Genomic DNA, 24,154 nt, shown 5'->3' with positions numbered 1-24,154 from the left:
CGCGGCTCACCACTCGATTCCCTTCTGGCCCTTACGTCCCGCGTCCATCGGGTGCGCGACCTTGCGCATCTCGGTCACCAGATCGGCGGCGTCGATAAGCGCCTCGGGAGCACGACGTCCGGTGATGACCACGTGTTGGCGGCCGGGTCGGTCGACGAGTGTCCGCACCACCTCGTCGGTGTCGATCCATCCCCAGTCGAGGGGGTAGGTGAACTCGTCGAGCACGTAGAAGTCGTGCTGCTCGTCGGCGAGACGACGGGCGATCTCAGCCCACCCCGCACGCGCCGCCGCGGCATGGTCGTCGGCGACGTCGGCATTGGCGCGCAGCCACGACCATCCCTGGCCCATCTTGTGCCACTCGACGGGCCCGCCGATGCCCTGTTCGGCGTGGATCTCGCCGAGCGCGGCCATCGCCGACTCTTCTCCCACACGCCATTTCGCGCTCTTGACGAACTGGAAGACCGCCACGCGCAAACCCGCATTCCATGCGCGCATCGCCATCCCGAACGCGGCTGTCGACTTTCCTTTGCCGTCACCGGTGTGCACGGCCAGTACCGGCTGCTGTCGACGCTGCCGGGTGGTCAACCCGTCGTCGGGTACCGTCTGCGGAACACCCTGCGGCACAGTAACTCTCCCTATTCTCGCGCGGACTCGGATCAGGCGGCCGACGTGCGCGACTGACGCCGGTCGGCGGCGGGGGCCGACAACGCCGCCACCGACAGCTCGTCCGTCCGCATCGTCTGCGCCCCGAGGCGCACGGCAAGATCCGCGGCCAGTCCGAGTCGAACCACGCCCTGCTCGCAGTCGACGACGACACTGTCGATTCCATTGCGCCGAATACGCTGCGCCGCAACCGATGCGCGTCCGGCGGCGTCAGGTCCCGCGGTGGCCCGACCGTCGGTCAGCACCACGAGCAGCGGTCTGCGTCGCGGGTCGGCGCGTCGGGCACGCTCGATGACCCGTTGCGCCTCGATCAGTCCTTCCGCCAACGGGGTTCGGCCACCGGTCCTGATGTCGGCGAGCCGCCGCACAGCGATATCGACCGATTTCGTCGGTGGCACAGCGAGTTCTGCACGCGATCCGCGCGCCACGATCACCGCGACCCGATCGCGCCGGGTGTACGAATCGCGCAGCAGGTCAACGCACAACCGGCTCACGGCACTCAGTCGCCTGCGTGCCGTCATCGACCCGCTGAGGTCGACGACGAACACCACCAGGTTGCCTTCCTGCCCGATGCGTTGTGCCCCACGCAGATCGACCGGTGCAACCGATAGCCGCTCGGGCGTCGTCGATATCTCAGTGGCGGCGACCGAACGCCCTGCGGCGCGCAGCACAGTCCCGAAGAGGTGGACCGGACCTCCCGGCGCGAAGTCGGTGTCGGACACGGTGTGCCCGCGCCGGCTTCGTGCGCGAGACCGCTTACCCGGATCGCCGTCACCGACCCCGTCGGCCCGCAGGCGCCGCATGCGTACACCGGAACTCGACGCCGCGGCACCGAACATCTGGCCGCGCGGCGGTTGCTGCGACTGTCCGGAGACGTCCTGCTCGACAGGCTCGTCGCTGGAATCCTGTTGCGGGCCTGTGGGATCGGAGTCAGCAGGATTGAAGTCAGCGGAAGACTCGTCGCGTTGCTCGGGCGCAGGAGCACCGTCGGGTCCGTCCGGGTCGGGCTCTGGTTCTTCCGGAGGGCCCGCGGCGTCGTCGCCTGCCGACAGCGCGTCGTCGAGTTGCTGCTCGGACATGCCCGACTCGTCGAAGGGGTCGCGTCGACGACGGTGTGGCAGAGCGAGTTCGACGCCGACGCGCACATCCTCCTCGGTCACCGACGCTGCGCCGCGCAGCGCCGCATGTGCGGCCGCGGTGCGTGCGACGACGATGTCGCCGCGCAGTCCGTCGACGTCGAGGTGCGCGCAGATGCCTGCGATGCGTCGCAATTCTCGCGCGCTGATCTCGACACTTCCCACGGTTGCGCGAGCGGCGGCGATCCGGTCGGAGAGTGCTCGTTCGTCGTCGGCATACAGTTCGACGAAGCGATCGGGATCGGCGTCGAAGTCCATCCGGCGTCGAATGACCTCGACGCGGTCGTCGACCTCGCGCGCCGCGGTGACGTCGACGGCCAGCCCGAAACGGTCGAGCAGCTGCGGACGTAGTTCTCCCTCTTCGGGATTCATCGTTCCGACGAGCACGAAGTCGGCGGCCTGGGTATGTGAGACGCCGTCGCGCTCGATGGTCACCCGCCCGCTGGCCGCGGCGTCGAGCAGCACGTCGACGAGGTGGTCGGCGAGGAGATTGACCTCGTCGATGTAGAGCACTCCCCCGTCGGCACGGGCAAGCAGCCCGGGCGTGAACACCGCCTCGCCGTCGCGCAGTACGGCCGTCAGATCCAGCGACCCGACGACGCGGTCCTCGGTGGCGCCGATCGGGAGTTCGACGACTCTGCCCGCGGACGGCTCGTCGCCGCCGTCTGCCGTGTTCTCGTGAGCGATCAGTGGTCCGAGTCCGCGGACGATGGTCGATTTGGCCGTGCCCTTCTCGCCGCGGATCAGCACACCGCCGATGCCCGGCGACACCGCGCACAGGATCAACGCCAACTTCAGCCGCTCCTGCCCCACCACGGCGCTGAACGGATACCGCGCAGGAGTGGCGCTCACCGGAGCCGCGACAGCGTGCCTACCGCTCATGAGCGCGTGCTTCTGGCAGGTCGGATCATCGAGTCGTGCGGGATGCCGTCCTCGAGGTACTCCTCGCTGTCGACGACGAAACCGAACTTCGCATACATGTCGATGAGATAGCTCTGCGCCTCGATGCGGCACGGATGCTCGCCGACCTCGGCGAGCGCTGTCTCGATGAGACGCGCGGTCATACCCTCGCCTCTGCGGGACCGGTCGGTGCACACTCGCCCGATCCGATACATCTCGCCGTCACCAGGTGCCCCGGAATCCTCGAGGAGCCGCAACGTCGCGACCACGCGCCCCTCGTCGTCGGACACCCAGAGCTGGCGGGTAGCCGGCTCGAGATCCCGACCGTCGAGTTCCGGGTACGGGCAGGACTGTTCGACGACGAACACATCCACCCGCAATCGCAGGATGTTGTACAGCGTCTCGACGTCGAGGTCGGCTGTGAAGCTGCGATGAAGCTGCCCAGAGGTCATGGTGTCGTGACTATCACACCGACAGCACGCACGTCACAACTCAGCCTGCCGGTGCGGGCTCGACGTCGGCGTCGGCCGGAGCGTCGACGGTGTTGCGACGCAGTTCGAGACTGTTGCTGGTCCAATCCCAGACCTGGTGGAACAGGTCGGCGTTGTCGGAGAGCTTCTTGCCGAACGACGGAATCATCTCGGTCAGCTTCGGCGTCCAGCGCTCGAAGTCGGCCGGGAAGCACTGTTCGAGAACCGAGAGCATCGCCGGAACTGCCGTCGACGCACCGGGTGACGCTCCGAGGAGGCCTGCGAGTGTGCCGTCTCCGGCGGCGACGACCGCCGTGCCGAACTCGAGCTTTCCGCCGACACCGTCTTTGTTCTTACGGATGACCTGCACGCGCTGACCCGCGGTGATCAGCTCCCAGTCCTCGCCCAAGGCGCGCGGAACGAACTCGCGCAGGGTGTCGACGCGGTCGGCGGGACTCGCGGCGAGTTCGCCGATGAGGTACTTGAGCAGACCGAACTCCTGCGGTGCGATGGAGAGCATGGGCAGCACGTTTCCGGGCTTGACCGTGCTCAGCAGGTCCGTCATCTTTCCGCTCTTGAGGAACTTCGGCGACCATCCGGCGTACGGACCGAACAGCAGGCCCTGTCGATGATTGATGACACGGGTGTCGAGGTGTGGCACCGACATCGGCGGCGCGCCGACGGCAGCCTGGCCGTACACCTTGGCGTGGTGCTCCTCGATGAGCTCGGGGTTGTTGCAGCGGAAGAACTCGCCCGAGACCGGGAATCCGCCGAAGCCCTTGGCTTCCTTGATGCCGGACTTCTGCAGCAGGTGCAGCGCACCGCCGCCCGCGCCGACGAACACGAACTTGGCGTGGACGGTCCACTTCTCGCCGGTACGGACGTTGCGCACCTTGACGATCCAGCTTCCGTCGGACTGCTTGTCCAGGTTGGTCACGGAGTGACCGAAGTAGATGTCGCCACCCTTGCCCACGAAATTGAGGAGCTTCTGGGTGAGCGAACCGAAGTCGACGTCGGTGCCCTCGGTGAACCAGTTCAACGCGACCGGGTCGGAGAAGTCACGTCCCTGCGACATCAGCGGGAGACGCGCACTGAATTCGCTCGGATCGGTGATGTACTCCATGCCCTCGAAGAGAACTTCTTTCGAGAGCGCGTCGTAGCGCTTGCGGAGGTAGTCGACGCCCGCGTCACCGTGGGTGAAGCTGACGTGTGGAATCGGATTGATGAACTCCGAGGGGCGGGAGATGATGTCGTTGTCGACCGCGTATGCCCAGAACTGTCGAGAGACCTGGAACTGCTCATTGATGGCGATCGCCTTGGTGGTGTCGACGCCACCATCCGCGGTCTTCGGTGTGTAGTTGAGCTCGCACAACGCCGAATGGCCGGTGCCCGCGTTGTTCCACGGGTCACTGCTCTCCGCGGCCGCGGCATCGAGCCGTTCGAAGAGGCTGATGGTCCAATCAGGCTGCACCTGCCGCAGCAGCGCACCGAGGGTGGCACTCATGATGCCTGCACCCACGAGCGCAACGTCCGTCTTGATCACCGATTCAGACAACTCGGACCCCACTTCAGACTCCACTCGACAACACTGTCTTGTGTTGCGGAGGACGAATCTTCGTCCACGTCGACCATTGTTCCCCATGAGTGTGTAGCCGCCCGAATCGCCTCCGAGAAGTGTGGGCCGGATGACACTTGCGTGCCTACCTCGGATGCGCCTTTACAGTGGAAATCGTGACTGTGTCCCCAGAGTCGACTAGTCAGCAGTCGACCTCCTCGGTGCAAGATGATCCCACTGACCGCGATTCCGGTTGGCAACCCGACGGCTTCCTCGACCACTACGAGGTGCGGACCTTCGACCTCGGCCCCGACCCGGATGGCGAGGACCCGATCACCGCAACCCTGGTTCGCAAACCCACCGCACCAGCGGCCGCAATTAATGGCGCGGTGCTCTACGTCCACGGATTCACCGACTACTTCTTTCACGAGCCCCTCGCCGATCACTTCCACGACCGCGGGTACGCGTTCTACGCACTGGATCTACGCAAATGTGGACGTTCGCTGCTCGACGGGCAGACGCCCCATTTCGTCCGCGACCTCGCTGCCTACGATCTCGAGCTCGGGCTCGCACTCGATGCCATCGCCGACGACTTCACCGCCGACACACCGGTACTGATCGCCGCCCACTCGACGGGTGGATTGATCACCCCGCTGTGGCTCGATCGTCTACGCACCGCATCGCCGGAGCGCCACGCGCGTGTGTCGGGGCTTCTGCTCAACAGCCCGTGGCTCGACCTGCAGGGCAAGCCCGTGCTGCGCTCGTATCCGGTGACGATGGTCGTCAAAGGCCTTGCGGCCGTGCGCCCCTTCGAGACGCTCACCCGCGAACTCTCCGCGGCCTACGGCGAGAGCCTGCACGTCGACTCCCACGGAGAGTGGGCCTACGACCTCACGAAGAAGCCACTCGGCGGCTTTCCGGTTACGTTCGGATTCCTCAACGCGGTCCGCTCGGGCCAGCGCCACCTTCATCACGGCATCGATGTGGGGGTTCCGACACTCGTGTTGCGCTCGGACGCAACGAAGTTCGCCAAGAGTTACTCGCCTGCGGTCGACGCAGCCGATGTCGTACTCGACGTCACGCAGATCGCGCGGTGGAGCGGCAGTCTTGGCGGTCACGTCACGATCGCGCCCATCGCCGGTGCACGCCACGACGTATTCCTGTCCGTCGAGTCGGCGCGCACACAGGCATACTCCGAGGTCGATCGGTGGCTCGACACCGTCGTCGACCCGTCGCCAGCAAGGAGCGCATCATGACCGCAACTTCCGACACCCGATCCGCTACGCAGACAGTCGATCTCGCGATCATCGGAAGCGGCAGCGGCAACTCGATTCCCGACGACCGCTTCGCCGACAAGCAGATCGCCATCTTCGAAGAGGGCATCTACGGCGGGACCTGCCTGAATGTCGGCTGCATCCCGACGAAGATGTTCGTCTATCCGGCCGAGGTCGCCGACATCGCCTCCGACGGTGACCGTTTCGGCGTTCATTCCCGGGTCGACGGCGTCGACTGGCCCGCGATTCGCGACAGGGTGTTCGGCCGGATCGATCCCATCTCGACCGGCGGCCTGCAGTACCGCGAACTCGAATGCGACAACATCACCGTCTACGCCTCCCACGTCGAATTCGACGGACGCGACGACGACGGGCTCTACCGGCTCGTCACCGCCGACGCCCTTGTGCTCGCCCGCGAGGTGGTGATCGCAGCGGGTTCACGCCCGGTGATACCGGAAGGCATCACCGAATCGGGCGTGACCTATCACACCAACAACGACGTGATGCGACTCCCCGACCTTCCGCGCCGCATGATCATCCTCGGAAGTGGTTACATCGCAGCCGAATTCGCACACGTCTTCGGCTCACTCGGCACACAGGTCACGATTCTGGCGCGCGGTCCGCGGCTGCTCCGCAAGCTCGACACCGAATTGTCCACGCGGTTCACCGACATCGCGAGCGGCAAGTGGGACGTGCGGCTCGAGCGCGACCTGGTCTCCGCCGAGAATCTTGCAGACGGTGGGGTCCGACTCACCCTCGGCGACGACGAGATCGTCGAAGCCGACGTCCTGCTCGTGGCGACCGGGCGCGTATCCAACGGAGACCGCCTCGGCATCGACACGATCGGCCTCGACCTGACCGACGACGGCCGCGTCGAGGTGGATTCCCACGGCCGCACCGGTGCGCGTGGAGTGTGGGCACTCGGCGACGTGAGTTCGCCGTTCCAGCTCAAGCACGTGGCCAATCACGAGGAGCGCGTGGTGGCCGCCAATCTGCTCAAGGGTTGGGACGCACCCGATCTCGACACCTTCCAGCACGACGTCGTGCCCGCTGCGGTGTTCACCCACCCGCAGGTCGCTGCGGTGGGCTTGACCGAGTTCAAAGCGCGCGACGGCGGCCACAACATCGCGGTCAAGGTGCAGGAGTTCGGCGACGTCGCTTACGGCTGGGCGATGGAGGACACGACCGGCGCATGCAAGGTCATCGCCGACCGGGAGACCCACCGACTACTCGGAGTCCACATCATCGGCCCGCAGGCACCGACGTTGATTCAGCCTGCAATCCAGGCGATGAGCTTCGGCCTCGGCGTCGAAGAGATGGCGCGCGGTCAGTACTGGATTCACCCGGCCATGCCGGAGGTTCTGGAGAACGCTCTGCTCGGGTTGGAGTTCTGAGCGCCGTGTCTGTGCAATCCTGACCGCGCGGCGTCCCGCTCAGAACACAGCCGAGCGCAGCGAGATCTCGCTGGCCAACTCCTTCGCGGCCTTCTGCGGAATCCAGTGGTCGATGCCGGACAGTTCACAGAACCGGTAGTCGCCGTAGACGTAGCGGCCACTCCCCTCGGCCTGCGCCCGGCCGAGCGCGGTGTCGCCGTCGCTCCACACCAGGGTGGTGGGGATTTCGATCGGTGGGCAGGAGAGGGTTGCGGCGACGTCGCCGGTGAAGTTGGCGCGGTACCAGTTGAGTCCTGCCGTCAACGCCCCCGGTTCGCGCAGCGGAGCCAATTCCTCGGCCGTCACACCTGCGCGACGCAGCAGCACCCCGTCGCGCGCCAGGAGCATCTCCTCGGCACCCTCGGCGATGAAATCCTTGATGTACGCCGACTTCTCGCGCTGATCGTCGACGGCGTCCGGGTCTTTGATCGCATCACGCATCGCCGACGGATGGCCAGTGCTCGCCACAACCAGGCCGGTGAACCGGTCGGGGTGCTTACCTGCGAGGTGCCAGGCGACGATTCCGCCCCAGTCGTGACCGACGAGAATCGCGTACGGCACGTCGAGCGCATCGAGTACGCCGAGTGCGTCGTCGACGAGTGCCTCGAGCCGGTAGGCCTCGACCCCCTCGGGACGCGCCCCCGGGCTGTAGCCGCGCTGGTCGACCTGGATGGTGCGCAGACCGGACTCGTGCAGGCGGTCGGCGACGTCGTCGTAGCAGGAGCTGTTCACCGGGAACCCGTGCAACAGCAGCACCCAGGGGCCGCGGTCAGGACCGCCGACGCGAACGTCGAAGGTCAGGTCGCCGACTGTGATCTCGCGCCGCTCAGTTTCCACTCCACCAACCCTAGCGGCGGGATCGCCGCTGAATCAGCGGGTTGAGCCGGGTCACAGGTTGCAAATCTCACTACTCACCGATGTGTCGGCAACCACTCACCGGTTCCCGCCCAGGTAGTGGGCTATTGTCGGCGCCCGTCGCGGTGCGCCGCTGCCGATGATGTCGCAGATCGCGGCCATGTCGAGGTGTGCTGTCACCAGGTCTGCCATCAGATCGAGTTGCCTGCCCCGGATCGCGGCGACGTCGGTGTCACCTGCCGGTTCAAAGTGTTTACCCGCGACGGCAGCGACCTCACGCAGGTAACGGCGTCTGAACTCGTTCGACGCCAGCAGTCCGTGCCAGTGCGTGCCCCTTATCGCGTCCCGGCGGGCACCCTCCGGACCCTGCTCGTCGTCGTCGATCCACGACGCTTCCGACGAGTCGACGACCCTGCCGTGGTGGATCTCGTACCCGGTGACCTCGACTTTGTCGACGACGCCGGTCGTCGTGCGCAGCACCTTCTCCGGCTCGAATCGCACGTCGACGTCGAGCAGACCGAGACCGTCGACAACGGCCCCACCAGAGGATTCGACCGAGTCGACGATCCGTCTGCCCAACATCTGGAAGCCACCGCAGATACCGAGGATCGCGCCGTGCCGCGCCGCGCGTTCGGTCAACGCGACGTCGAGGCCGCGTTCACGAATCCACGCGAGATCGGCCACGGTTGCACGCGTTCCCGGCACGACGACCAGGTCTGCGGTGCGTACCGACGTCGGATCGGCGACCCAGGTGACATCGACACCCGGCTCGCACGCGAGTGCCTCGACGTCGGTCGAGTTCGAGATACGTGGCAACCGGATGGCTGCCACCGACAGCCGCTCGGACGCGGCCTGGCCTGTTCTGAACGCACCGGCGGCTTCCGGCGGGCCGACCCTGCGCCCCACCGGCGCGGCCAGCGAATCCTCGGCGTCGATCCATAGGTCGTCGACATACGGCAGCACGCCGAGGGTCGGGCGACCGGTCAGCGCGCCGAGGGTGTGCAGGCCGGGGTCGAGGATCGTCTGATCACCGCGGAACTTGTTGATCACGTACCCGGCGACCAACGCCTGGTCGGCGGAATCGAGGATCGCGGTGGTGCCGAAGAGGTGCGCGAGCGATCCGCCGCGGTCGATATCGGAGACGAGGATCACCGGAAGGCCTGCCGATCGCGCCAGGCCCATGTTGGCGATGTCGGAGGCGCGGAGGTTGATCTCGGCGACCGATCCTGCGCCTTCGCAGATGACGACGTCGAATTCTGCACGCAGAGAGGCGAGTTCGTCGGCGACCACCTCGCGCAGCTCCGCACGTCGGGTGAGGTAGTCCCGCGCACCCACATCGCCGGCAGGTCGGCCGCGGACCACGACGTGCGAACGTCGGTCACTGCCCGGTTTCAGCAGCACCGGGTTGAATCGTGTCGACGGTGCGAGTCCGCACGCTGTGGCCTGTAACGCCTGCGCACGACCGATCTCACCGCCATCGAGCGTGACGACCGAATTGTTGGACATGTTCTGCGCCTTGAACGGCGCGACCCGCACACCTTCGCGCGCGAGCGCCCGACACAATCCGGCGACGACGAGGCTCTTACCCGCGTCAGAACTCGTACCCCCGACGAGAAGCGCTCCGCGTAACTCCGTCACCGGCTCACCCTATCGGGGTGCTCCATCGGCACGCGTCGGAGCGAGATCGCCGTCGTCGAAGCGTCGATGCGCGTCCTCGACGTCGGGTACGTGATCCTCCGCCCACGCCCGCACCGCGGCCAGCGGCACCAACAATGACCGACCGAGATCGGTGAGTTGATACTCCACGTGCGGCGGCTGCCCACCGAGGTCGAGGCGGTCGACGAGTCCGTCGTAGTGCAGGGCCCGCAGCGTCTCCGTCAACACCTTCGGGGTGATGCCCTCGATATGCGCCTTGAGCGCGCTGAAGCGCATCGGGCCGTCGGAGAGCGCGGTGATGACGAACACCGTCCACCGCGCCCCGATCCGGTGCAGCACAACCCGACTCGGACACGTCGCCGCCATCACGTCGTACGCCTTGGCCATCTCTTTCCTCTCACCGCAATTCGCGCTCCCGGCACCGCTAGACGCCTCGATCTGCGCTGGTCGTCGACGATTTCGTTGAAGATACCGGTATCAAATCCATACCGTGGTCGGTGTTCAGCTTACCGATCTGAAGGGACCACGCCATGAGCGCACACCTGTCCGGAACCACCGTCCTCGTCGTCGGAGGTGCCAAGAATCTCGGGCTGGCGATCGCACGCCGAGCCGACGCCGCCGGAGCGTCGGTGATCATCGGCGCGCGCGACATCGATTCCGCGGAGAAGGCGGCCGCCGAACTCCGTGATGGGCGCGGGATCGCGATAGACGTCACCGACGAGCAGTCGATCGCTGCGGCCGCTGCGGAACTCGGGGCCGTCGACCACATCGTGAGTACCGCTGCGGCACATCACAATGTGCCCGTGGCCGAACTCGACCACGATGCGACAGTCAAGGCGTTCGACGCCAAAGTGATCGGGCCGATGCTGCTGGCCAAGCACTTCGCACCGAAGCTGCCACCGAGCGGATCGATCACCCTGTTCTCGGGCGTCGCCGCATGGAAGCCTGCGCCGGGCTACTCGGTCATGGGCATCACGAACGGGGCGGTCTCGTTCGCGGTCAGCCATCTGGCCGATGAACTGAAACCCATTCGCGTGAACGCGATCTCGCCCGGAATCATCGACTCCGGAACCTGGGACGCGATGCCCGAGGCCGACCGAAGCGCGTTCTTCGACGGTGTCGCGGGCGGCAACCTCGCCGGGCGAGTCGGCGCCGTCGACGACATCGTCGACGCTGCCGAATGGCTGCTCACCGCGGGATTCGTGTCCGGGGAGACCATCCACGTCGAAGGCGGGGCACGCAGCGCGTGATCGCTACGCGTCGGGAATCGTCAGAACCTCGGCGCCGTCGTCGGTGACGACGAGTGTGTGCTCGAACTGCGCCGTCCACTTCTTGTCTGCCGTGACGACGGTCCAGCCGTCGTCCCACATCTCCCAGGGCAGCCCGCCGAGGTTGATCATCGGTTCGATCGTGAACACCATGCCGGGTTCGATCACGGTCTCGACGTTGGGCTGGTCATAGTGCAGCACGACGAGCCCGTTATGGAAGGTCTCGCCGATCCCATGCCCGGTGAAATCGCGAACGACGGTGTAGCCGAACCTGTTCGCGTACGCCTCGATCACCCGTCCGATGACGTTGAGCTCGCGACCGGGCTTGACCGCCTTGATCGCTCGTTCGGTGGCGATTCTGGTGCGCTCCACCAGATCCCGCACCTCCTGCGAGACATCGCCCGCCAGGAACGTCGCATTGGTGTCGCCGTGCGCGCCGTCGATGTACGCGGTCACGTCGATGTTCACGATGTCGCCGTCTTCGATGACCGTCGAATCGGGGATTCCGTGACAGATGACCTCGTTGAGCGACGTGCAGCATGACTTGGGAAAGTCTTTGTAGCCCAACGTCGATGGGTATGCACCGTGGTCGATCATGTACTCGTGTGCAATACGGTCGAGTTCGTCGGTGGTCACACCGGGAGCCACGGCCTTACCGGCCTCGGCGAGCGCGTTGGCGGCGATCTTCGACGCCACGCGCACCTTCTCGATGACCTCGGGGCTCTGCACCCACGGCTCGTGGCCCTCGTTGACGGTCGGCTTCCACACATATTCAGGGCGCTCGATGGAGTCGGGCACCTGACGGATGGGTGTCGGCTTTCCTGGTCGAAGAGCAGTGCGCACGGTCATACCTCCAGACTAGGCTCCGTGATCTCGATCAGTTCGTGGGGCGCCCACGACGGCCACTGCGCCGTGCCCGCGTGGTCGCCGTCGACAAAGCGTGCGACGATCCGCGTGACGTCGGGAGCCGAGTTGTCATACACCGTCGCGTGATCGACCATGCCGATCGCGGCGGACACCAGAGCCCACAGACGCGCATACCTGCCGCGGATCTTGTCCTCCGGCACGAAATGCCCGCCTTCGACGACCCGTTCGGCGACACGCGCCACCGAGAGTTCGACTGGTACGAGCACGACGTGGAGGACCACGACGTAGCCCGATCGTCGCGCGCGGGTGATCAGGTGCAGCTTCGACGGGTGGGAGAACACGGTCTCGGCGACGAAGGACTCGCCCTGCTCGATCAGCGTCTCGCGGATCGTCGAGGCGATGCGGGCTGCCTCGTAGGAGTGCGCCTCGGGAGCCTCGGGCCAGCGATCGCGGGCGATCACGTCGGCGTTCACGAACACGCTGCCGGGCAGTAGCGGCGCGAGGCGCTGCTCGACGAACGTCGTCTTACCAGAACCGTTGGGCCCGACGACGAGGTCGAGCCGCTTCACAGAACGATCTGCGTACCGTCAGGCAGATGCTTCACGACGCGTCCCTGGTCGTCGAGTGCCACCGTCGCGAGACCACGAGCCGCACGATCGGCGACGTGATTGCCGGTGGCGAGCGACTCTTCGAGGGATGCGGCGATCTCTGCGTTGAACACCGCCCCCTCCTCGATCGACAGATCACCGAGCGGGAGCCGTCCGGCGAGCGCGGCTTCGACACGACGTCGGGCGACCTGCCGCTGGTCGGACACCTCACGACCGACCCGCACCCAGTGCTCGAGTTGCTGTCGCGCAGAGCGCTGTTCGCGTCGGCCCTCCGACGCCGCGGCGTCGACAAGCTCCGACGAGAAGCGAGTTACCTTGTCGGCAACGTTCGTCATGACTCCTCCTGACCACGAACCTCAACCCAGTGTAGCAATCTGCTACGGCCAGAGCCGGACGAGAGCCAGATCCCTCGGACGTCTCTGCCGATGCGACGACTAAGGTGAGACTAAGCCGACGCATTGCCCCAGGTGGCACAGATGGCATGTCGGGGAAAGCGGGAGGTCGCGGGCGATTGAGGTCTTCACGGGTGCTCGCGGTGTTGCTGGGAGCGCTGGCCGCGCTCGTCGCGGGCTGTAGCACCGCACCCATCCAACAGTCGACGAGCAGTTCGGTTGCCGCGACCGCACACCTACGCAACGGACCGTCGACGGCGACACTTCCCGACTCCGACGTCGTGCCGGTCACCGCGACACCGACCATCACATTGCCCGCGACGGTCGACTCCGTCGGACACGGCAAGGTGACGGTCACCGACACCAGCCGCATCATCGCGATCGATCGCAACGGAACGCTGTCCAACACCGTGTTCTCGCTTGGGCTGGGATCGCGGGTGGTCGGCCGCGATAGGTCGACGACCTTCCCGTCAGCGTCGAGGCTCCCACTCGTCACGACCAACGGACACACGCTCAGCGCCGAGGCGGTACTCGCGCTGAACCCCACGGTGGTGCTCGTCGACGAGGACACGACACCGCCCGGCGCAGTCGATCAGATTCGAAACTCCGGTATCCCGGTGGTGGCGTTCACCTCAACCAGAACGATTGCCACCACTCCCGCCCTCATCCGCGACGTTGCCGCAGCCCTCGGTGTTCGGCAGGCCGGCGAGCAACTCGTGACACGGACCGAGAAGGAGATCGCCGACGCCCGAGCAGCGGTGCCCAATCCGTCGGGCAATCCGCGCATGGCGTTTCTCTATATCCGCGGCCCACGACTGGTGCTCATGTCCGGACCGCAATCGGGGGCCGATGATCTGATCGCAGCGCTCGGCGGCACCGACGCCGGAACCGCGTCAGGGCTCAAGCCCGGGTTCACCCAGGTCACCACCGAAGCACTGCTCAGCGCGAACCCCGATGTGATCCTCGTGATGACCCAGGGCGCCGACTCGGTCGGCGGGCTCGACGGCGTCCTCGCGCTCCCCGGTGTCTCGCAGACCAGTGCGGGCAAAGCGCGTCGTGTGGTCCAGATGGACGAAACCGAGATGCTCTCGTTCGGACCCGACACCGGGAAGGTGCTCGGCGCACTCGCCCGGGCCATCTACGTATGACCCTGCAGACCTCACCGTCGCGATCGCGACACCTCACAACCCACGGCGGCCGCGTGTCCGGCGTCGTCGTGATCGTGGCGCTCCTGGTGTTGACCGTTCTGGTGGTGATCACCTCGGCGGCCGTCGGGCAGGTCAGTGTGTCACCCGTCGAAGTCCTCGGCAGCCTCGCACACCACCTCCACCTGTCGATCGGACCGCTTCCGGCCGACATCGGCGAGTACACACTGTGGAACGTTCGCTTCCCCCGGATTGTCATGGGCCTCATCGTCGGCGCCGCGCTCGGTGCGGGCGGGTGTCTCATGCAGGGCGTCCTGGCCAATCCCCTCGCCGAACCCGGCGTCGTCGGAGTGTCGTCGGGTGCCGCCGTCGGCGCGGCGCTGATGATCGTCGTCGGCGGCGTCGGAGTGAACGGGTGGGCACTGGCCGCTGTCGCGTTCGTCTTCGCGCTCGCCACCTCCGCAGCGGTGTACGTGCTCTCGCTGCGCGACGGCTCGTCGTCGCCGATCATGTTGGTGCTCACCGGGATCGCCGTCAACGCCTTCGCTCTCGGCATCATCGCCTACCTCACGTTCATCGCGTCGACGACAGCCCGCGAGCAGATCGTGTTCTGGCAACTCGGTTCACTCGAAGGCATCGGCTGGGGACCGGTGTGGGTGGCGCTGCCGCTCGTCGTGGCGGCCGTCGCGGCGTCGTTTCTGTTGGTGCACAAGCTCGATCTGCTCGCTCTCGGCGAGGTGCAGGCCGCGTCGCTGGGCGTGAACGTCGAGGTGGTGCGTCGGCAGGTCATCGTCCTGGTGGCCATCCTCACCGCGGCAGCCGTCGCATTCACCGGCATCGTGATGTTCGTCGGACTGATCGTGCCGCACCTCATGCGGCTCATCGTCGGACCCCGACATTCGATCCTGTTGCCGACCAGCGTCATCGGCGGCGCACTGGTGCTCGCCGCCGCCGATCTCGCAGCACGGACCGTCATGCCTCCCGCGAGCCTGCCGCTCGGATTGTTCACCTCAATCGTCGGCGGACCGGTCTTCTTCCTGCTCCTACGCCGCAGTCGAAACGCCGGAGCCGGCTGGTGAGCGCTGACACCCCGACAACGGCCGGGCTGCTCGGGGAGCACATCGAGGTCGAACTCGGCGGGCGAACCGTGGTCCGCGACGTCACGCTGGAGGTCGCACCCGGCGAACTCGTCGTGCTGGTCGGCCCCAACGGATGCGGAAAGTCGACGCTGCTGTCGGTGATGGCGGGTCTCCGAACTCCGCAGGCGGGCCGCGTGAGTGTCGGCGGCGTCGACATTTCCGGAATGCACGCACGGGATCTGGCGCGGGCACGCTCGCTGGTGACCCAGCAGAATCGTCCGGATACGCCGTTCACAGTCGCCGAGGTCGTCGAGATGGGTCGGTATCCGTGGCTGCGCACTCCGCAGGCCGCCGAGTCACCGCGGATCATCGCCGAGTCGATGCGGCTGTGCCATCTCGACGAGATCGCCGAGCGCCCCTTCGGACAACTCTCCGGAGGCCAGCAGGCACGCGTCTCGCTGGGTCGCGCACTCGCGCAGTCGACCCCGATCATGCTTCTCGACGAACCGACCGCGGCCCTCGACATCCACCACCAAGAGGGCGTCCTCGACATCTTGCGCAACCACCGCGACAACGGCGCAGCCATTCTGCTTGTGGTCCACGACCTTTCGCTCGCCGCCGCCTACGCCGACCGCGTCGCCCTGATGAAGGAGGGCCACCTGCTGGCCGTCGGCTCGGTGCGCGAGGTGATGACCGCGGACCGACTGTCGGAGACCTACGACCACCCCGTCGAGATCTGGGACCACCCCGAGACCGGCCAACCGGTGATCATCCCGCGGCGACGCTGAGCATGAGGTACCCACTCGACGTTCAGAAGCGCCCACTCGACGGCCGCGCAGCGTCGAGCGTGCGCTCGAGCGTGTCGACTGGGCGCTCCAGCGTGCCGAGTGGGCGCTCCAGCGTGCCGAGTGGGTAGCGCGTCTAGGGGCGGGTGGCCGTCGCATAGCCCGGCGGCAGAAAGTTGAAGAAGTCGCGGGTCACCGCGACGGCGTTGTTCGAGTCGGCGCCGCGGACGACGAGCGTCGCGAAGGCGAGGTCGCCGCGGTAGCCGGCGAACCAGGCGTGCGATCCGCCGTCGAATTCGGCCTCACCGGTCTTGCCGTAGATCTCGCCCTGCTCGGCGATCGTGGTGCCGGTTCCCTCGGTGACGACCGCACGCATCATGGGGCGCAGCTTGTCCACGACGCCGGGTTCCAGCGCGGGCGTCGGACCGGTCACCGTGGTGGGCTTGCCGAGGATGAGTTGCGGGACAGGACGTTTGCCGTTGTTGGCAACGGTCGCCGCCACCAGGCTCAACCCGAGAGGGCTGACCAGCACCTTGCCCTGACCGAACCCGTCCTCGCTGCGGGCCACGAGCTCGTTGGCGATCGGAACAGACCCCGACACCGCGTCGAGGCCGGGGATCTCGTACTGCTCCCCCACGCCCATCGCCGCTGCAGTGTTGGCAAGATCCGACGGCCCCATCATGCTGGCGAGATGAGCGAACGTCGTGTTACACGACGACGCGAAGGCTTTCAGCATCGACACGGTGCCGAGCGAGAATCGGTCGTAATTCGGGATGGTTCGCGGCCCGATCTCGATTTCACCGGGACACGGCACGAGCGAATCCGGTTGCGCCAGATCACGCCTGATCGCCGTGGCCGCGGTGACCATCTTGAACGTCGAACCGGGCGGGTACAGGCCGGTGGTGGCGATCGGTCCGCTCGCATCTGCCGACTGGTTCTGCGCCACTCCCAGGATGCGTCCGGTCGACGGTTGGACCACGACCATCGCAATCTGAAAACGGTTGGTGGCGTTGACTGCTCGCTGCGCAGCCTCTTGGACGGCTCGCGACAGACTCAACGAGATCGACGGCGCAGGCGTCGCCGCATGGTCGGTGAGGACGTCCGCGTCGAGTCCGTTGGGGTTGACTGTCACGACGCGCCACCCGACGTGTCCGTCGACCTCACTGTCGACGACCTTCTTGACCTGAGACAGCAGCGCGGGTGCGAAATCCGGATCCTTGGCGACAAGCTCGGCCTGCTCGTTGGTGACGACGCCGGGAATCGCCAATTGATCACGCAGACGGTCGAACTGGGCTTGGCTGAGACGCGTGATCGGATACTCGCCGTCCGTGGCGGTGGAATCCTCGGCAATCTTCTGCGCGTCGAGCGACATTCCGGTCGCGTTGAGTGCCGCGGTCAGTCGGGTCACCGAATCGGCGACCGACCCCTCCTCCGCCGCCTTCTTCGCGTCGAAGTTGACCCCGACGACCGTGCCGTTGACCATCACCTGCGAGCCGTCGGCCTCGTTGACCGTCGCCCGCGGCGCCTCGACGATTCGCATCGACAAGCGTTGATTGGCACCGAGATCCGGGTGCACATCGGTCGACGTCCAGCGCACCGACCAGCCGGAATCGCTCCGCCCCATCTTGACCGTCGCCGGGTAGCTCCATTCGCGGCCGCGGGGCAACTTCCAGCGATAGGTGACGTCGATATCGGCCGTGTCGCCGTTGATGTCGGCACGACCGGCCTCTGCGGTCATCGACGTGGCACCCAACCCCGACCACGCGCCCTCGAGTCCCTGCGAAGCCTGATTGGGATTGTCGGTCAGCGCCGCGGCGGCGTCGACATCTCGTTTGCCGAACTCCGCGAGAAAGTGCTGTGCGGCCTGACGCGGACCGTCGTCAGCCGAGGTGCACGCAGTGGCCCCGACGATGAGCGCAGCACTGATCGCCACGGGAATCAGGGAAGTGACGTGACGTCTCAGAAGCACCATCGGTAGCCGATGATAAGCCCGCGAAGACCACCCGCCGGGGAGGCTCGCCCTAGTCGACGAGGACGGTCGCGAAGGTGCCCACCTCGGTGAATCCGATCCGCTGATAGACCGACCGTGCGGGAAGGTTGAAGCTGTTCACATACAGACTCGGGATCCGGCCCTGTGCCTGCACTGCCGCGGCGACCGCGGCAGTGCCACCCGCACCGAATCCCTGTCCGCGCCGCGTCGGATCGACCCAGACTCCCTGGATCTGGCCGACTCGGCGTGAGAGAGAACCGATCTCGGCTTTGAACACCACCGCTGCGCCGTCGAATCGTGCGAACACTCGCTGCGCCGAGATCAGCGCGGCCAGACGTCGACGATACGACCGGCCACCATCGCCCGCACAGGGGTCGACCCCGACCTCGCCGATGAACATCTCGACGGCAGCGGGCAGATAGACGTCGAGATCGTCGAGAGTCACCAGACGCACGCCCGGATCGGGTGCGACAAGGGGCGGTCCCGACAGCGCGAGCAGCGGCTGCGCCGGGCGGACCTCACGAGCAGGACCCCATGCGGGGCACAGCCGATCCCACATGGCGAGGACGTGATCAGAGTCGCCGACGATCGACGAACAGACTCGCGAACTCGACAGGGCGCGCTCGGCAAAGTAGTTCATGTCGGCGCTCGTACCGATCAGCGGGATGAGATTGGCGCCGGAGAAGCACAGTGACGTGGCAGGATCGTCGGCGGTCCACAGTTCGCCGCCCAGCAGCCGCGGGTCGATACCGTGCGTCTCGAAACGGGCTGCGACCATGCAACAGGCGACCGGGTCGGCATTGAGGACGCGCGCCACCACGGGGGCGTCGCGTGCGCCGAGCGGCTTGTCGCCCAACAGCCTCAGCACGTCATTCCTCCATCGACCCTGGTACCTCTTCCGACGACTTACCGACACCACGTGTCAACGAAACCGGGGTGCGGACTGTCGTCAGGAAACAGTCACGGTGGGTGATCCCACCGCTCCATCACCAGTTTCTCCCGATTCCTCCGCAATCCGCAGCGCTTCTTCGATCAGCGTCTCCACGATTTCGGCTTCGGGCACCGTTTTGATGACCTCGCCCTTGACGAAGATCTGGCCCTTGCCGTTGCCCGAGGCGACGCCGAGGTCGGCTTCGCGAGCCTCTCCGGGACCGTTCACGACGCAGCCCATCACGGCAACACGCAGCGGAACCTCCATACCCTCGAGCCCGGCGGTCACGGCGTCGGCCAACTTGTAGACGTCGACCTGCGCGCGCCCGCACGAGGGGCACGACACGATTTCGAGCTTGCGTGGGCGCAAATTGAGCGACTGCAGGATCGCGTCGCCCACCTTGATCTCCTCGGCGGGCGGTGCCGACAACGACACCCGGATGGTGTCGCCGATGCCCTGACTGAGCAGCGAACCGAACGCCACCGACGACTTGATCGTCCCCTGGAATGCCGGACCCGCCTCGGTCACACCGAGGTGCAGCGGATAGTCACACTGCGCGGCCAGCTGCCGGTATGCCTCGACCATGATGACCGGGTCGTTGTGCTTGACCGAGATCTTGATGTCGCCGAAGCCGTGCTCCTCGAACAGCCCCGCCTCCCACAGCGCCGACTCGACCAACGCCTCGGGCGTCGCCTTGCCGTACTTCTGCATGATGCGCTTGTCCAACGACCCCGCGTTGACACCGATCCGGATCGGGATACCCGCGTCGCCCGCCGCCTTCGCGACTTCCTTGACGCGGCCGTCGAACTCCTTGATGTTGCCGGGATTCACACGGACCGCCGCGCAACCGGCGTCGATCGCAGCGAAGATGTACTTCGGCTGGAAGTGGATGTCGGCGATCACCGGGATCTTCGACTTCTTCGCGATGATCGGCAGCGCCTCGGCATCCTCCTGGCGGGGACACGCCACCCGGACGATGTCGCATCCCGACGCCGTCAGTTCGGCGATCTGCTGCAACGTCGCGTTGATGTCGTGCGTCTTCGTGGTGGTCATCGACTGCACCGACACCGGGTAGTCGCTGCCGACGCCCACCGACCCGACGTGGATCTGACGGGTTTTGCGACGCGGCGCCAGTACCGGCGGAGGACCCGCGGGCATACCGAGGCCGATGGCGGTGGCCCCACTCGTGGCAGGTGCGTTCATCTCGTACTCCTCGAAGCGGATTCGGTTGTCTGCGCGGCCGTCGAATCCGGGCCGCTCGCGGCCGTCGTATCTGGGCTGACGGGGCCGCGCATCAGAAGATCTTGATCGGGTTGACGATGTCGGCGGTCAAGGTCAGAACCATGAACCCCGCCATCACGATGACCACCGCGTAGGTGATCGGCATCAGTTTGTAGTAGTCGACGACGCCCCCTGGCGCCTTGCCGAACCACCGGCGCACGGTGTCGCGGCCCTTCTCGTAGCCGACGATCGCCATGTGCCCACCATCCAAGGGTAGTAGCGGGACCAAATTGAACAGCCCGAGGAACAGGTTGACGCTGATGAGCAGCAGCAGGAAGACGCTCCACTGCCCGCGCTCGACCGTCTGCCCGCCCATCACCGACGCGCCATAAACGCTCACCGGCGAATCGGTTGCGCGTTCGCCACCGGTCACTGCGGCCCACAGCCCGCTGACCTTCGACGGCAGCGAGACCAACGCCTTGAACGTCTCGACGAGTAGCTGCCCGGTGAACGAGAACGTTCCCGGTACCGCCGTCGCAACGTTGTAGTGATTGATCGGCTCCGGAGGCGTATTGAGCTGCACACCGATGGCCCCGACCGTGATCGGCTTCAGCGACCCGTCGTCGGCCCTCTGCATCCGCTGCACCTGGGCGACGGGCACGTCGAGCGTCAGGGTCTTGCCATCGCGCAAGACCTCGAGCTGTGCGGTGCCGGAGGTCTTCCACGTGGTCATGATCAGGTCGGCGTTGTTGTCGACACGATGCCCGTTGATCGCGACGACCTGATCGCCCGAGCGCAGCCCTGCCTGCGCGGCGGGACTCGGTCCCGAACAGGCCACCGGCTCGCCCTTGGCGTCGGTACTCGGGGCCACGCACGTCGCTTTGTCGACGTAGACAGGTGCGTTGTTGGCATCGGGGCCGATCTTGGGCAGGCCGAACGCGATCGCCACGATGAACACGAGCACCAGGCCGAGCAGGATGTTCTGCGCAGGACCCGCGAGCAGCACCACGAACCGCTTCCACGGTTTCTGGCGGTACATGGCACGGTCACGCTCGTCGTCGGCGAGTTCGTCGTAGGGGGTCATGCCCGCGATGTCGCAGAAACCGCCAGCGGGAATCAACTTGATGCCGTATTCGGTTTCGCCACGCTTGGTCGACCACAGCGTCGGGCCGAATCCGACGAAGTAGCGTCGGACCTTCATGCCCGTGGCCTGCGCGGCCCACATGTGACCGCATTCGTGCCAGGCGACCGACAGCACCAGTGCAACCGCAAACAGCACGACGCCGATCGCGAAACTCACGTACTCAACTCCAATTCGACGTCCCCGCAGCAAGCTCTGCGGGCTGGTGTCCCTATCACGCAGAGGCGTGTGCGACGAACTGCGCAGCGCGCTCTCGTGCCCATGCGTCGGCGGCAAGGATCTCCTCCACACTACCTGGCTGCGCACGCCATTCATCTGCGACGGCGAGCACATCGGCGATGATCTCGACGATGCGCGGAAAGCCGATGCGTCCAGCGAAGAACCCGTCGGCGGCCGCCTCGTTTGCGGCGTTGTACACCGCGGTGAGGCTTCCGCCCGCGCGACCGGCCTCCCGGGCGAGCTCGATCGCGGGGAACACGGCGTTGTCGACCGGTTCGAACGTCCACGACGACGCCGTCGAGAAGTCACAGGGAATCGACGAGCCCGGAACGCGGTCGGGCCAGCCGAGTGCCAGCGCGATCGGAAGTTTCATCGACGGCGGGGATGCCTTGGCGATCGTCGCGCCGTCGACGAAGGTCACCATCGAATGCACGATCGACTGCGGGTGCACCGTCACGTCGATCCGGTCGTAGTCGACGTCGAACAGCAGGTGGGCCTCGATCACCTCGAGGGCCTTGTTGACCAGCGTCGCGGAGTTCAGCGTGATCAGCGGACCCATCGACCAGGTCGGATGCTTACCCGCCTGCTCGGGCGTGACGTCGACGAGTTGCTCGCGTGTCCACCCCCGGAAGGGTCCACCGGATGCGGTCAGCACCAGCCGCGACACCTCCTCGGCCGTACCCGCCCGCAGGCACTGCGCGATCGCCGAGTGCTCCGAGTCGACGGGGACGATCTGCCCCGGCGACGCGGCGTCGAGGACCATTGACCCGCCCGCGACCAGCGACTCCTTGTTCGCGAGCGCCAGCCGAGCGCCGGATTCCAACGTGGCGAGACTCGGCCGCAGCCCGATCGATCCGACGATCGCGTTGAGCACCACATCGGCGTCGACGCTCTCGACGAGCCTGCACATCGCCTCCGCCCCGCCGAGGACTCCGTCGCCCAGTTCGGCCGCGAGTTTTTCCGCCGCGCCCGAGTCGGCGACCGCGACGCGATCCGCTGTCAGGCCGGTCGACCGCGCCTGCTGCGCCAGAAGGTCGAGGTTGCCGCCGCCTGCGCCGAGTCCGACCACCTCGAATCGCTCGGGATGCTCGGCGATCACCTCGAGGGCCTGAACCCCGATCGAGCCGGTCGAGCCGAGAATCAGTACACGTGTGCTCACCCGACCATTGTCGCTCACCGGGCAACTCAGGCAGGCGGGTGGACCTTGCGCCAGTGTTCGGCGATCTCGATGCGTCGAGGTATCCAGACGCCGTCGTGCGACTGCACGTGGTCGAGGAATCGCTCGAGCGCCGCCAACCGGGACGGACGTCCGACGACCCGACAGTGCAGGCCGACCGACAGCATCTTCGGTGCACCCTCGAGTCCCTCGCGATAGAGCACGTCGAATGCGTCACGCAGCTGTGCGTAGAACTGTTCACCCGAGGGAAAGCCGCCGGGCGACGCGAACCGCATGTCGTTGGTGTCCATCGTGTAGGGCACGACGAGATGGTCGACGTCCTCGATCGCCCCGTCGGTGCGCCTCGGCACCTTGACCCAGTACGGCAGATCGTCGGCGTAACTGTCGGAGTCGTAGGCGAATCCCCCGTACTCGACGACCAGATCGCGAGTCTTCGGCGAGTCTCTGCCGGTGTACCAACCGAGCGGTCGCGACCCGGTGATCTCGGTCAGCAGCTCGATCGCCGCACGCATGTGCTCGCGCTCGACGTGCTCGTCGACCATCTGATAGTTCAGCCAGCGATATCCGTGACACGCGATTTCGTCGCCGCGCTCGACGAATGCCGCCGCAACCTCGGGATTGCGCGCCATCGCCTGCGCGACGGCGAAGATCGTCAACGGCAATTCGCGTCGAGAGAACGTACGCAGGATGCGCCACACCCCCGCACGGGAGCCGTACTCGTAGAGCGACTCCATGCTCATGTGCCGATTCGGAAATGACTGCGCGCCAACCATCTCGGACAGAAAGGTCTCGCTGCCGCGGTCGTTCTCGAGGACGTTGTTCTCGCTGCCCTCTTCGTAGTTGAGGACGAACTGCACCGCGATTTTCGCGTCACCCGGCCACTGCGGATCGGGGGTGGTGCGTCCGTATCCGATCATGTCGCGGGGGTATGCCTCTGTGCGGTAATCGTTCAGCGAACGTGTCGTCGGGAGCATGGCGGCATTCTCTCCTACATCGCGCGTGGCCGTGCGACGGGGCGACGACGCGGCCGCTATGCTCATCGTGAACTACTACTGATCGTCGTCGGACATCTGTAGTTGGGCAGAAGTGTCAGTCGTTTCGCAGTGAGGAGCCACCGTGGCAAGCACCGAGGTCGAGCACGAGCAGCACAAGCAGATCGACACCGGCTGGAGGCACGAGCCCGAGGATGCACCGTCGGCACGATTCGGCTGGCACGGCACCGCGACGAAGTCGATGTATGCCGCCGGCTGGTTCTGCGTCGCAGCGCTGCTGTTCATGCTGATCGGCAACCAGGTCGGCCACGTCGAGGACATCTACCTGATCGTCATCGCCGTCGCGCTCGCGTGCATCCTGCTCTACAAGATGTTCAAGAAGAAGAAGTGGAGCTGA

The 24,154-nt window shown here is 66.2% G+C and carries 23 protein-coding genes; 7 read left to right on the top strand and 16 right to left on the bottom strand.

Annotation, left to right across the window (positions count from 1 at the left end; genetic code table 11):
* Positions 1-6: 6 nt before the first annotated feature.
* The 4 genes from cobO to mqo are packed head-to-tail and all read right to left on the bottom strand — an operon-like array spanning position 7 to position 4,724.
* Positions 7-624, bottom strand: a complete 618-nt coding sequence (cobO, locus tag ABW18_RS00695; protein WP_049697112.1) for a cob(I)yrinic acid a,c-diamide adenosyltransferase — start codon at positions 622-624, stop codon at positions 7-9.
* A 32-nt stretch (positions 625-656) separates the two neighbouring features.
* Positions 657-2,681 (bottom strand): VWA domain-containing protein, encoded by a 2,025-nt coding sequence (locus tag ABW18_RS00690; RefSeq protein WP_049697111.1) that lies wholly within the window; start codon positions 2,679-2,681, stop codon positions 657-659.
* The gene (locus tag ABW18_RS00685) at positions 2,678-3,151 is read right to left on the bottom strand and encodes a GNAT family N-acetyltransferase (RefSeq protein ID WP_049697110.1); all 474 of its coding nucleotides are present in this window, start codon (positions 3,149-3,151) and stop codon (positions 2,678-2,680) included. The genes ABW18_RS00690 and ABW18_RS00685 overlap by 4 nt, the downstream gene beginning before the upstream one ends.
* Before the next feature lie 40 nt (positions 3,152-3,191).
* Entirely contained in the window at positions 3,192-4,724 is a 1,533-nt protein-coding gene (gene mqo, locus ABW18_RS00680; RefSeq protein ID WP_049697463.1) for a malate dehydrogenase (quinone), read from the bottom strand.
* 221 nt (positions 4,725-4,945) lie between these two features.
* On the opposite strand from mqo, the gene ABW18_RS00675 reads away from it, so the two are divergent.
* Both ABW18_RS00675 and ABW18_RS00670 read left to right on the top strand, forming a co-directional pair.
* A complete protein-coding gene (locus ABW18_RS00675; protein WP_049697109.1) occupies positions 4,946-5,980 on the top strand; it encodes an alpha/beta hydrolase in 1,035 nt (344 codons plus the stop codon).
* Complete coding sequence (locus ABW18_RS00670; protein ID WP_049697108.1) at positions 5,977-7,392, top strand: mycothione reductase; 1,416 nt, start codon at positions 5,977-5,979, stop codon at positions 7,390-7,392. Before ABW18_RS00675 ends, ABW18_RS00670 begins: the two co-directional genes overlap by 4 nt.
* A 39-nt stretch (positions 7,393-7,431) precedes the next feature.
* Here the strand turns inward: ABW18_RS00670 and ABW18_RS00665 are convergent, their stop codons facing one another.
* The 3 genes from ABW18_RS00665 to ABW18_RS00655 form a co-directional block, all read right to left on the bottom strand.
* On the bottom strand, positions 7,432-8,268 hold the full coding sequence (locus ABW18_RS00665; RefSeq protein WP_083444262.1) for an alpha/beta fold hydrolase: 837 nt from the start codon (positions 8,266-8,268) through the stop codon (positions 7,432-7,434).
* 96 nt (positions 8,269-8,364) lie between these two features.
* Positions 8,365-9,924 carry a cobyric acid synthase gene (locus ABW18_RS00660; RefSeq protein ID WP_049697107.1) on the bottom strand — a complete coding sequence of 520 codons (1,560 nt, stop codon included), beginning with the start codon at positions 9,922-9,924 and terminating at the stop codon, positions 8,365-8,367.
* Positions 9,925-9,933: 9 nt separating this feature from the next.
* A complete protein-coding gene (locus ABW18_RS00655; RefSeq protein WP_049697106.1) occupies positions 9,934-10,329 on the bottom strand; it encodes a winged helix-turn-helix transcriptional regulator in 396 nt (131 codons plus the stop codon).
* A 143-nt stretch (positions 10,330-10,472) separates the two neighbouring features.
* On the opposite strand from ABW18_RS00655, the gene ABW18_RS00650 reads away from it, so the two are divergent.
* Positions 10,473-11,192: an SDR family oxidoreductase gene (locus ABW18_RS00650; RefSeq protein ID WP_049697105.1), complete on the top strand. Its 720-nt coding sequence runs from the start codon at positions 10,473-10,475 to the stop codon at positions 11,190-11,192.
* A 3-nt stretch (positions 11,193-11,195) separates the two neighbouring features.
* Here ABW18_RS00650 and map read toward each other — a convergent pair whose 3' ends face one another.
* The 3 genes from map to ABW18_RS00635 are packed head-to-tail and all read right to left on the bottom strand — an operon-like array spanning position 11,196 to position 13,020.
* Positions 11,196-12,059: a type I methionyl aminopeptidase gene (gene map, locus ABW18_RS00645; protein ID WP_049697104.1), complete on the bottom strand. Its 864-nt coding sequence runs from the start codon at positions 12,057-12,059 to the stop codon at positions 11,196-11,198.
* Positions 12,056-12,646 carry an ATPase gene (locus tag ABW18_RS00640; protein WP_049697103.1) on the bottom strand — a complete coding sequence of 197 codons (591 nt, stop codon included), beginning with the start codon at positions 12,644-12,646 and terminating at the stop codon, positions 12,056-12,058. The genes map and ABW18_RS00640 overlap by 4 nt, the downstream gene beginning before the upstream one ends.
* On the bottom strand, positions 12,643-13,020 hold the full coding sequence (locus tag ABW18_RS00635; protein WP_049697102.1) for a TA system antitoxin ParD family protein: 378 nt from the start codon (positions 13,018-13,020) through the stop codon (positions 12,643-12,645). Before ABW18_RS00635 ends, ABW18_RS00640 begins: the two co-directional genes overlap by 4 nt.
* A 191-nt stretch (positions 13,021-13,211) precedes the next feature.
* Here ABW18_RS00635 and ABW18_RS00630 point away from each other — a divergent pair, with 191 nt between their 5' ends.
* The 3 genes from ABW18_RS00630 to ABW18_RS00620 are packed head-to-tail and all read left to right on the top strand — an operon-like array spanning position 13,212 to position 16,089.
* Positions 13,212-14,225, top strand: a complete 1,014-nt coding sequence (locus tag ABW18_RS00630; protein WP_235434252.1) for a heme/hemin ABC transporter substrate-binding protein — start codon at positions 13,212-13,214, stop codon at positions 14,223-14,225.
* Positions 14,222-15,301 carry a FecCD family ABC transporter permease gene (locus tag ABW18_RS00625; RefSeq protein WP_049697100.1) on the top strand — a complete coding sequence of 360 codons (1,080 nt, stop codon included), beginning with the start codon at positions 14,222-14,224 and terminating at the stop codon, positions 15,299-15,301. Before ABW18_RS00630 ends, ABW18_RS00625 begins: the two co-directional genes overlap by 4 nt.
* The gene (locus tag ABW18_RS00620) at positions 15,295-16,089 is read left to right on the top strand and encodes a heme ABC transporter ATP-binding protein (RefSeq protein ID WP_049697461.1); all 795 of its coding nucleotides are present in this window, start codon (positions 15,295-15,297) and stop codon (positions 16,087-16,089) included. The genes ABW18_RS00625 and ABW18_RS00620 overlap by 7 nt, the downstream gene beginning before the upstream one ends.
* A 133-nt stretch (positions 16,090-16,222) precedes the next feature.
* On the opposite strand, the gene ABW18_RS00615 is transcribed toward ABW18_RS00620, so the two are convergent.
* From ABW18_RS00615 to puuE, 6 genes are all read right to left on the bottom strand, one after another.
* Positions 16,223-18,058 carry a penicillin-binding transpeptidase domain-containing protein gene (locus ABW18_RS00615; protein ID WP_049697099.1) on the bottom strand — a complete coding sequence of 612 codons (1,836 nt, stop codon included), beginning with the start codon at positions 18,056-18,058 and terminating at the stop codon, positions 16,223-16,225.
* Positions 18,059-18,107: 49 nt separating this feature from the next.
* The gene (locus tag ABW18_RS00610; RefSeq protein ID WP_049697098.1) at positions 18,108-18,944 is read right to left on the bottom strand and encodes a GNAT family N-acetyltransferase; all 837 of its coding nucleotides are present in this window, start codon (positions 18,942-18,944) and stop codon (positions 18,108-18,110) included.
* An 81-nt stretch (positions 18,945-19,025) separates the two neighbouring features.
* On the bottom strand, positions 19,026-20,210 hold the full coding sequence (gene ispG / locus ABW18_RS00605; RefSeq protein WP_049697097.1) for a flavodoxin-dependent (E)-4-hydroxy-3-methylbut-2-enyl-diphosphate synthase: 1,185 nt from the start codon (positions 20,208-20,210) through the stop codon (positions 19,026-19,028).
* A gap of 91 nt (positions 20,211-20,301) precedes the next feature.
* Positions 20,302-21,528, bottom strand: coding sequence for a M50 family metallopeptidase (locus ABW18_RS00600; protein ID WP_049697096.1), 1,227 nt, complete (start codon positions 21,526-21,528; stop codon positions 20,302-20,304).
* Between the two features lie 55 nt (positions 21,529-21,583).
* Positions 21,584-22,747 carry a 1-deoxy-D-xylulose-5-phosphate reductoisomerase gene (dxr, locus tag ABW18_RS00595; RefSeq protein ID WP_049697095.1) on the bottom strand — a complete coding sequence of 388 codons (1,164 nt, stop codon included), beginning with the start codon at positions 22,745-22,747 and terminating at the stop codon, positions 21,584-21,586.
* A gap of 26 nt (positions 22,748-22,773) precedes the next feature.
* Positions 22,774-23,739, bottom strand: a complete 966-nt coding sequence (puuE, locus tag ABW18_RS00590; protein WP_049697094.1) for an allantoinase PuuE — start codon at positions 23,737-23,739, stop codon at positions 22,774-22,776.
* A 142-nt stretch (positions 23,740-23,881) separates the two neighbouring features.
* On the opposite strand from puuE, the gene ABW18_RS00585 reads away from it, so the two are divergent.
* Positions 23,882-24,154 carry a DUF2631 domain-containing protein gene (locus tag ABW18_RS00585; protein ID WP_049697093.1) on the top strand — a complete coding sequence of 91 codons (273 nt, stop codon included), beginning with the start codon at positions 23,882-23,884 and terminating at the stop codon, positions 24,152-24,154.

Origin of the sequence: Gordonia jacobaea, assembly GCF_001186365.1 — a bacterium.
In the GTDB taxonomy this organism is placed as follows: Bacteria; Actinomycetota; Actinomycetes; order Mycobacteriales; family Mycobacteriaceae; genus Gordonia; species Gordonia jacobaea.
Note: the sequence above shows the minus strand (reverse complement) of the source record. Positions and strands in the feature narration are given on the sequence as shown.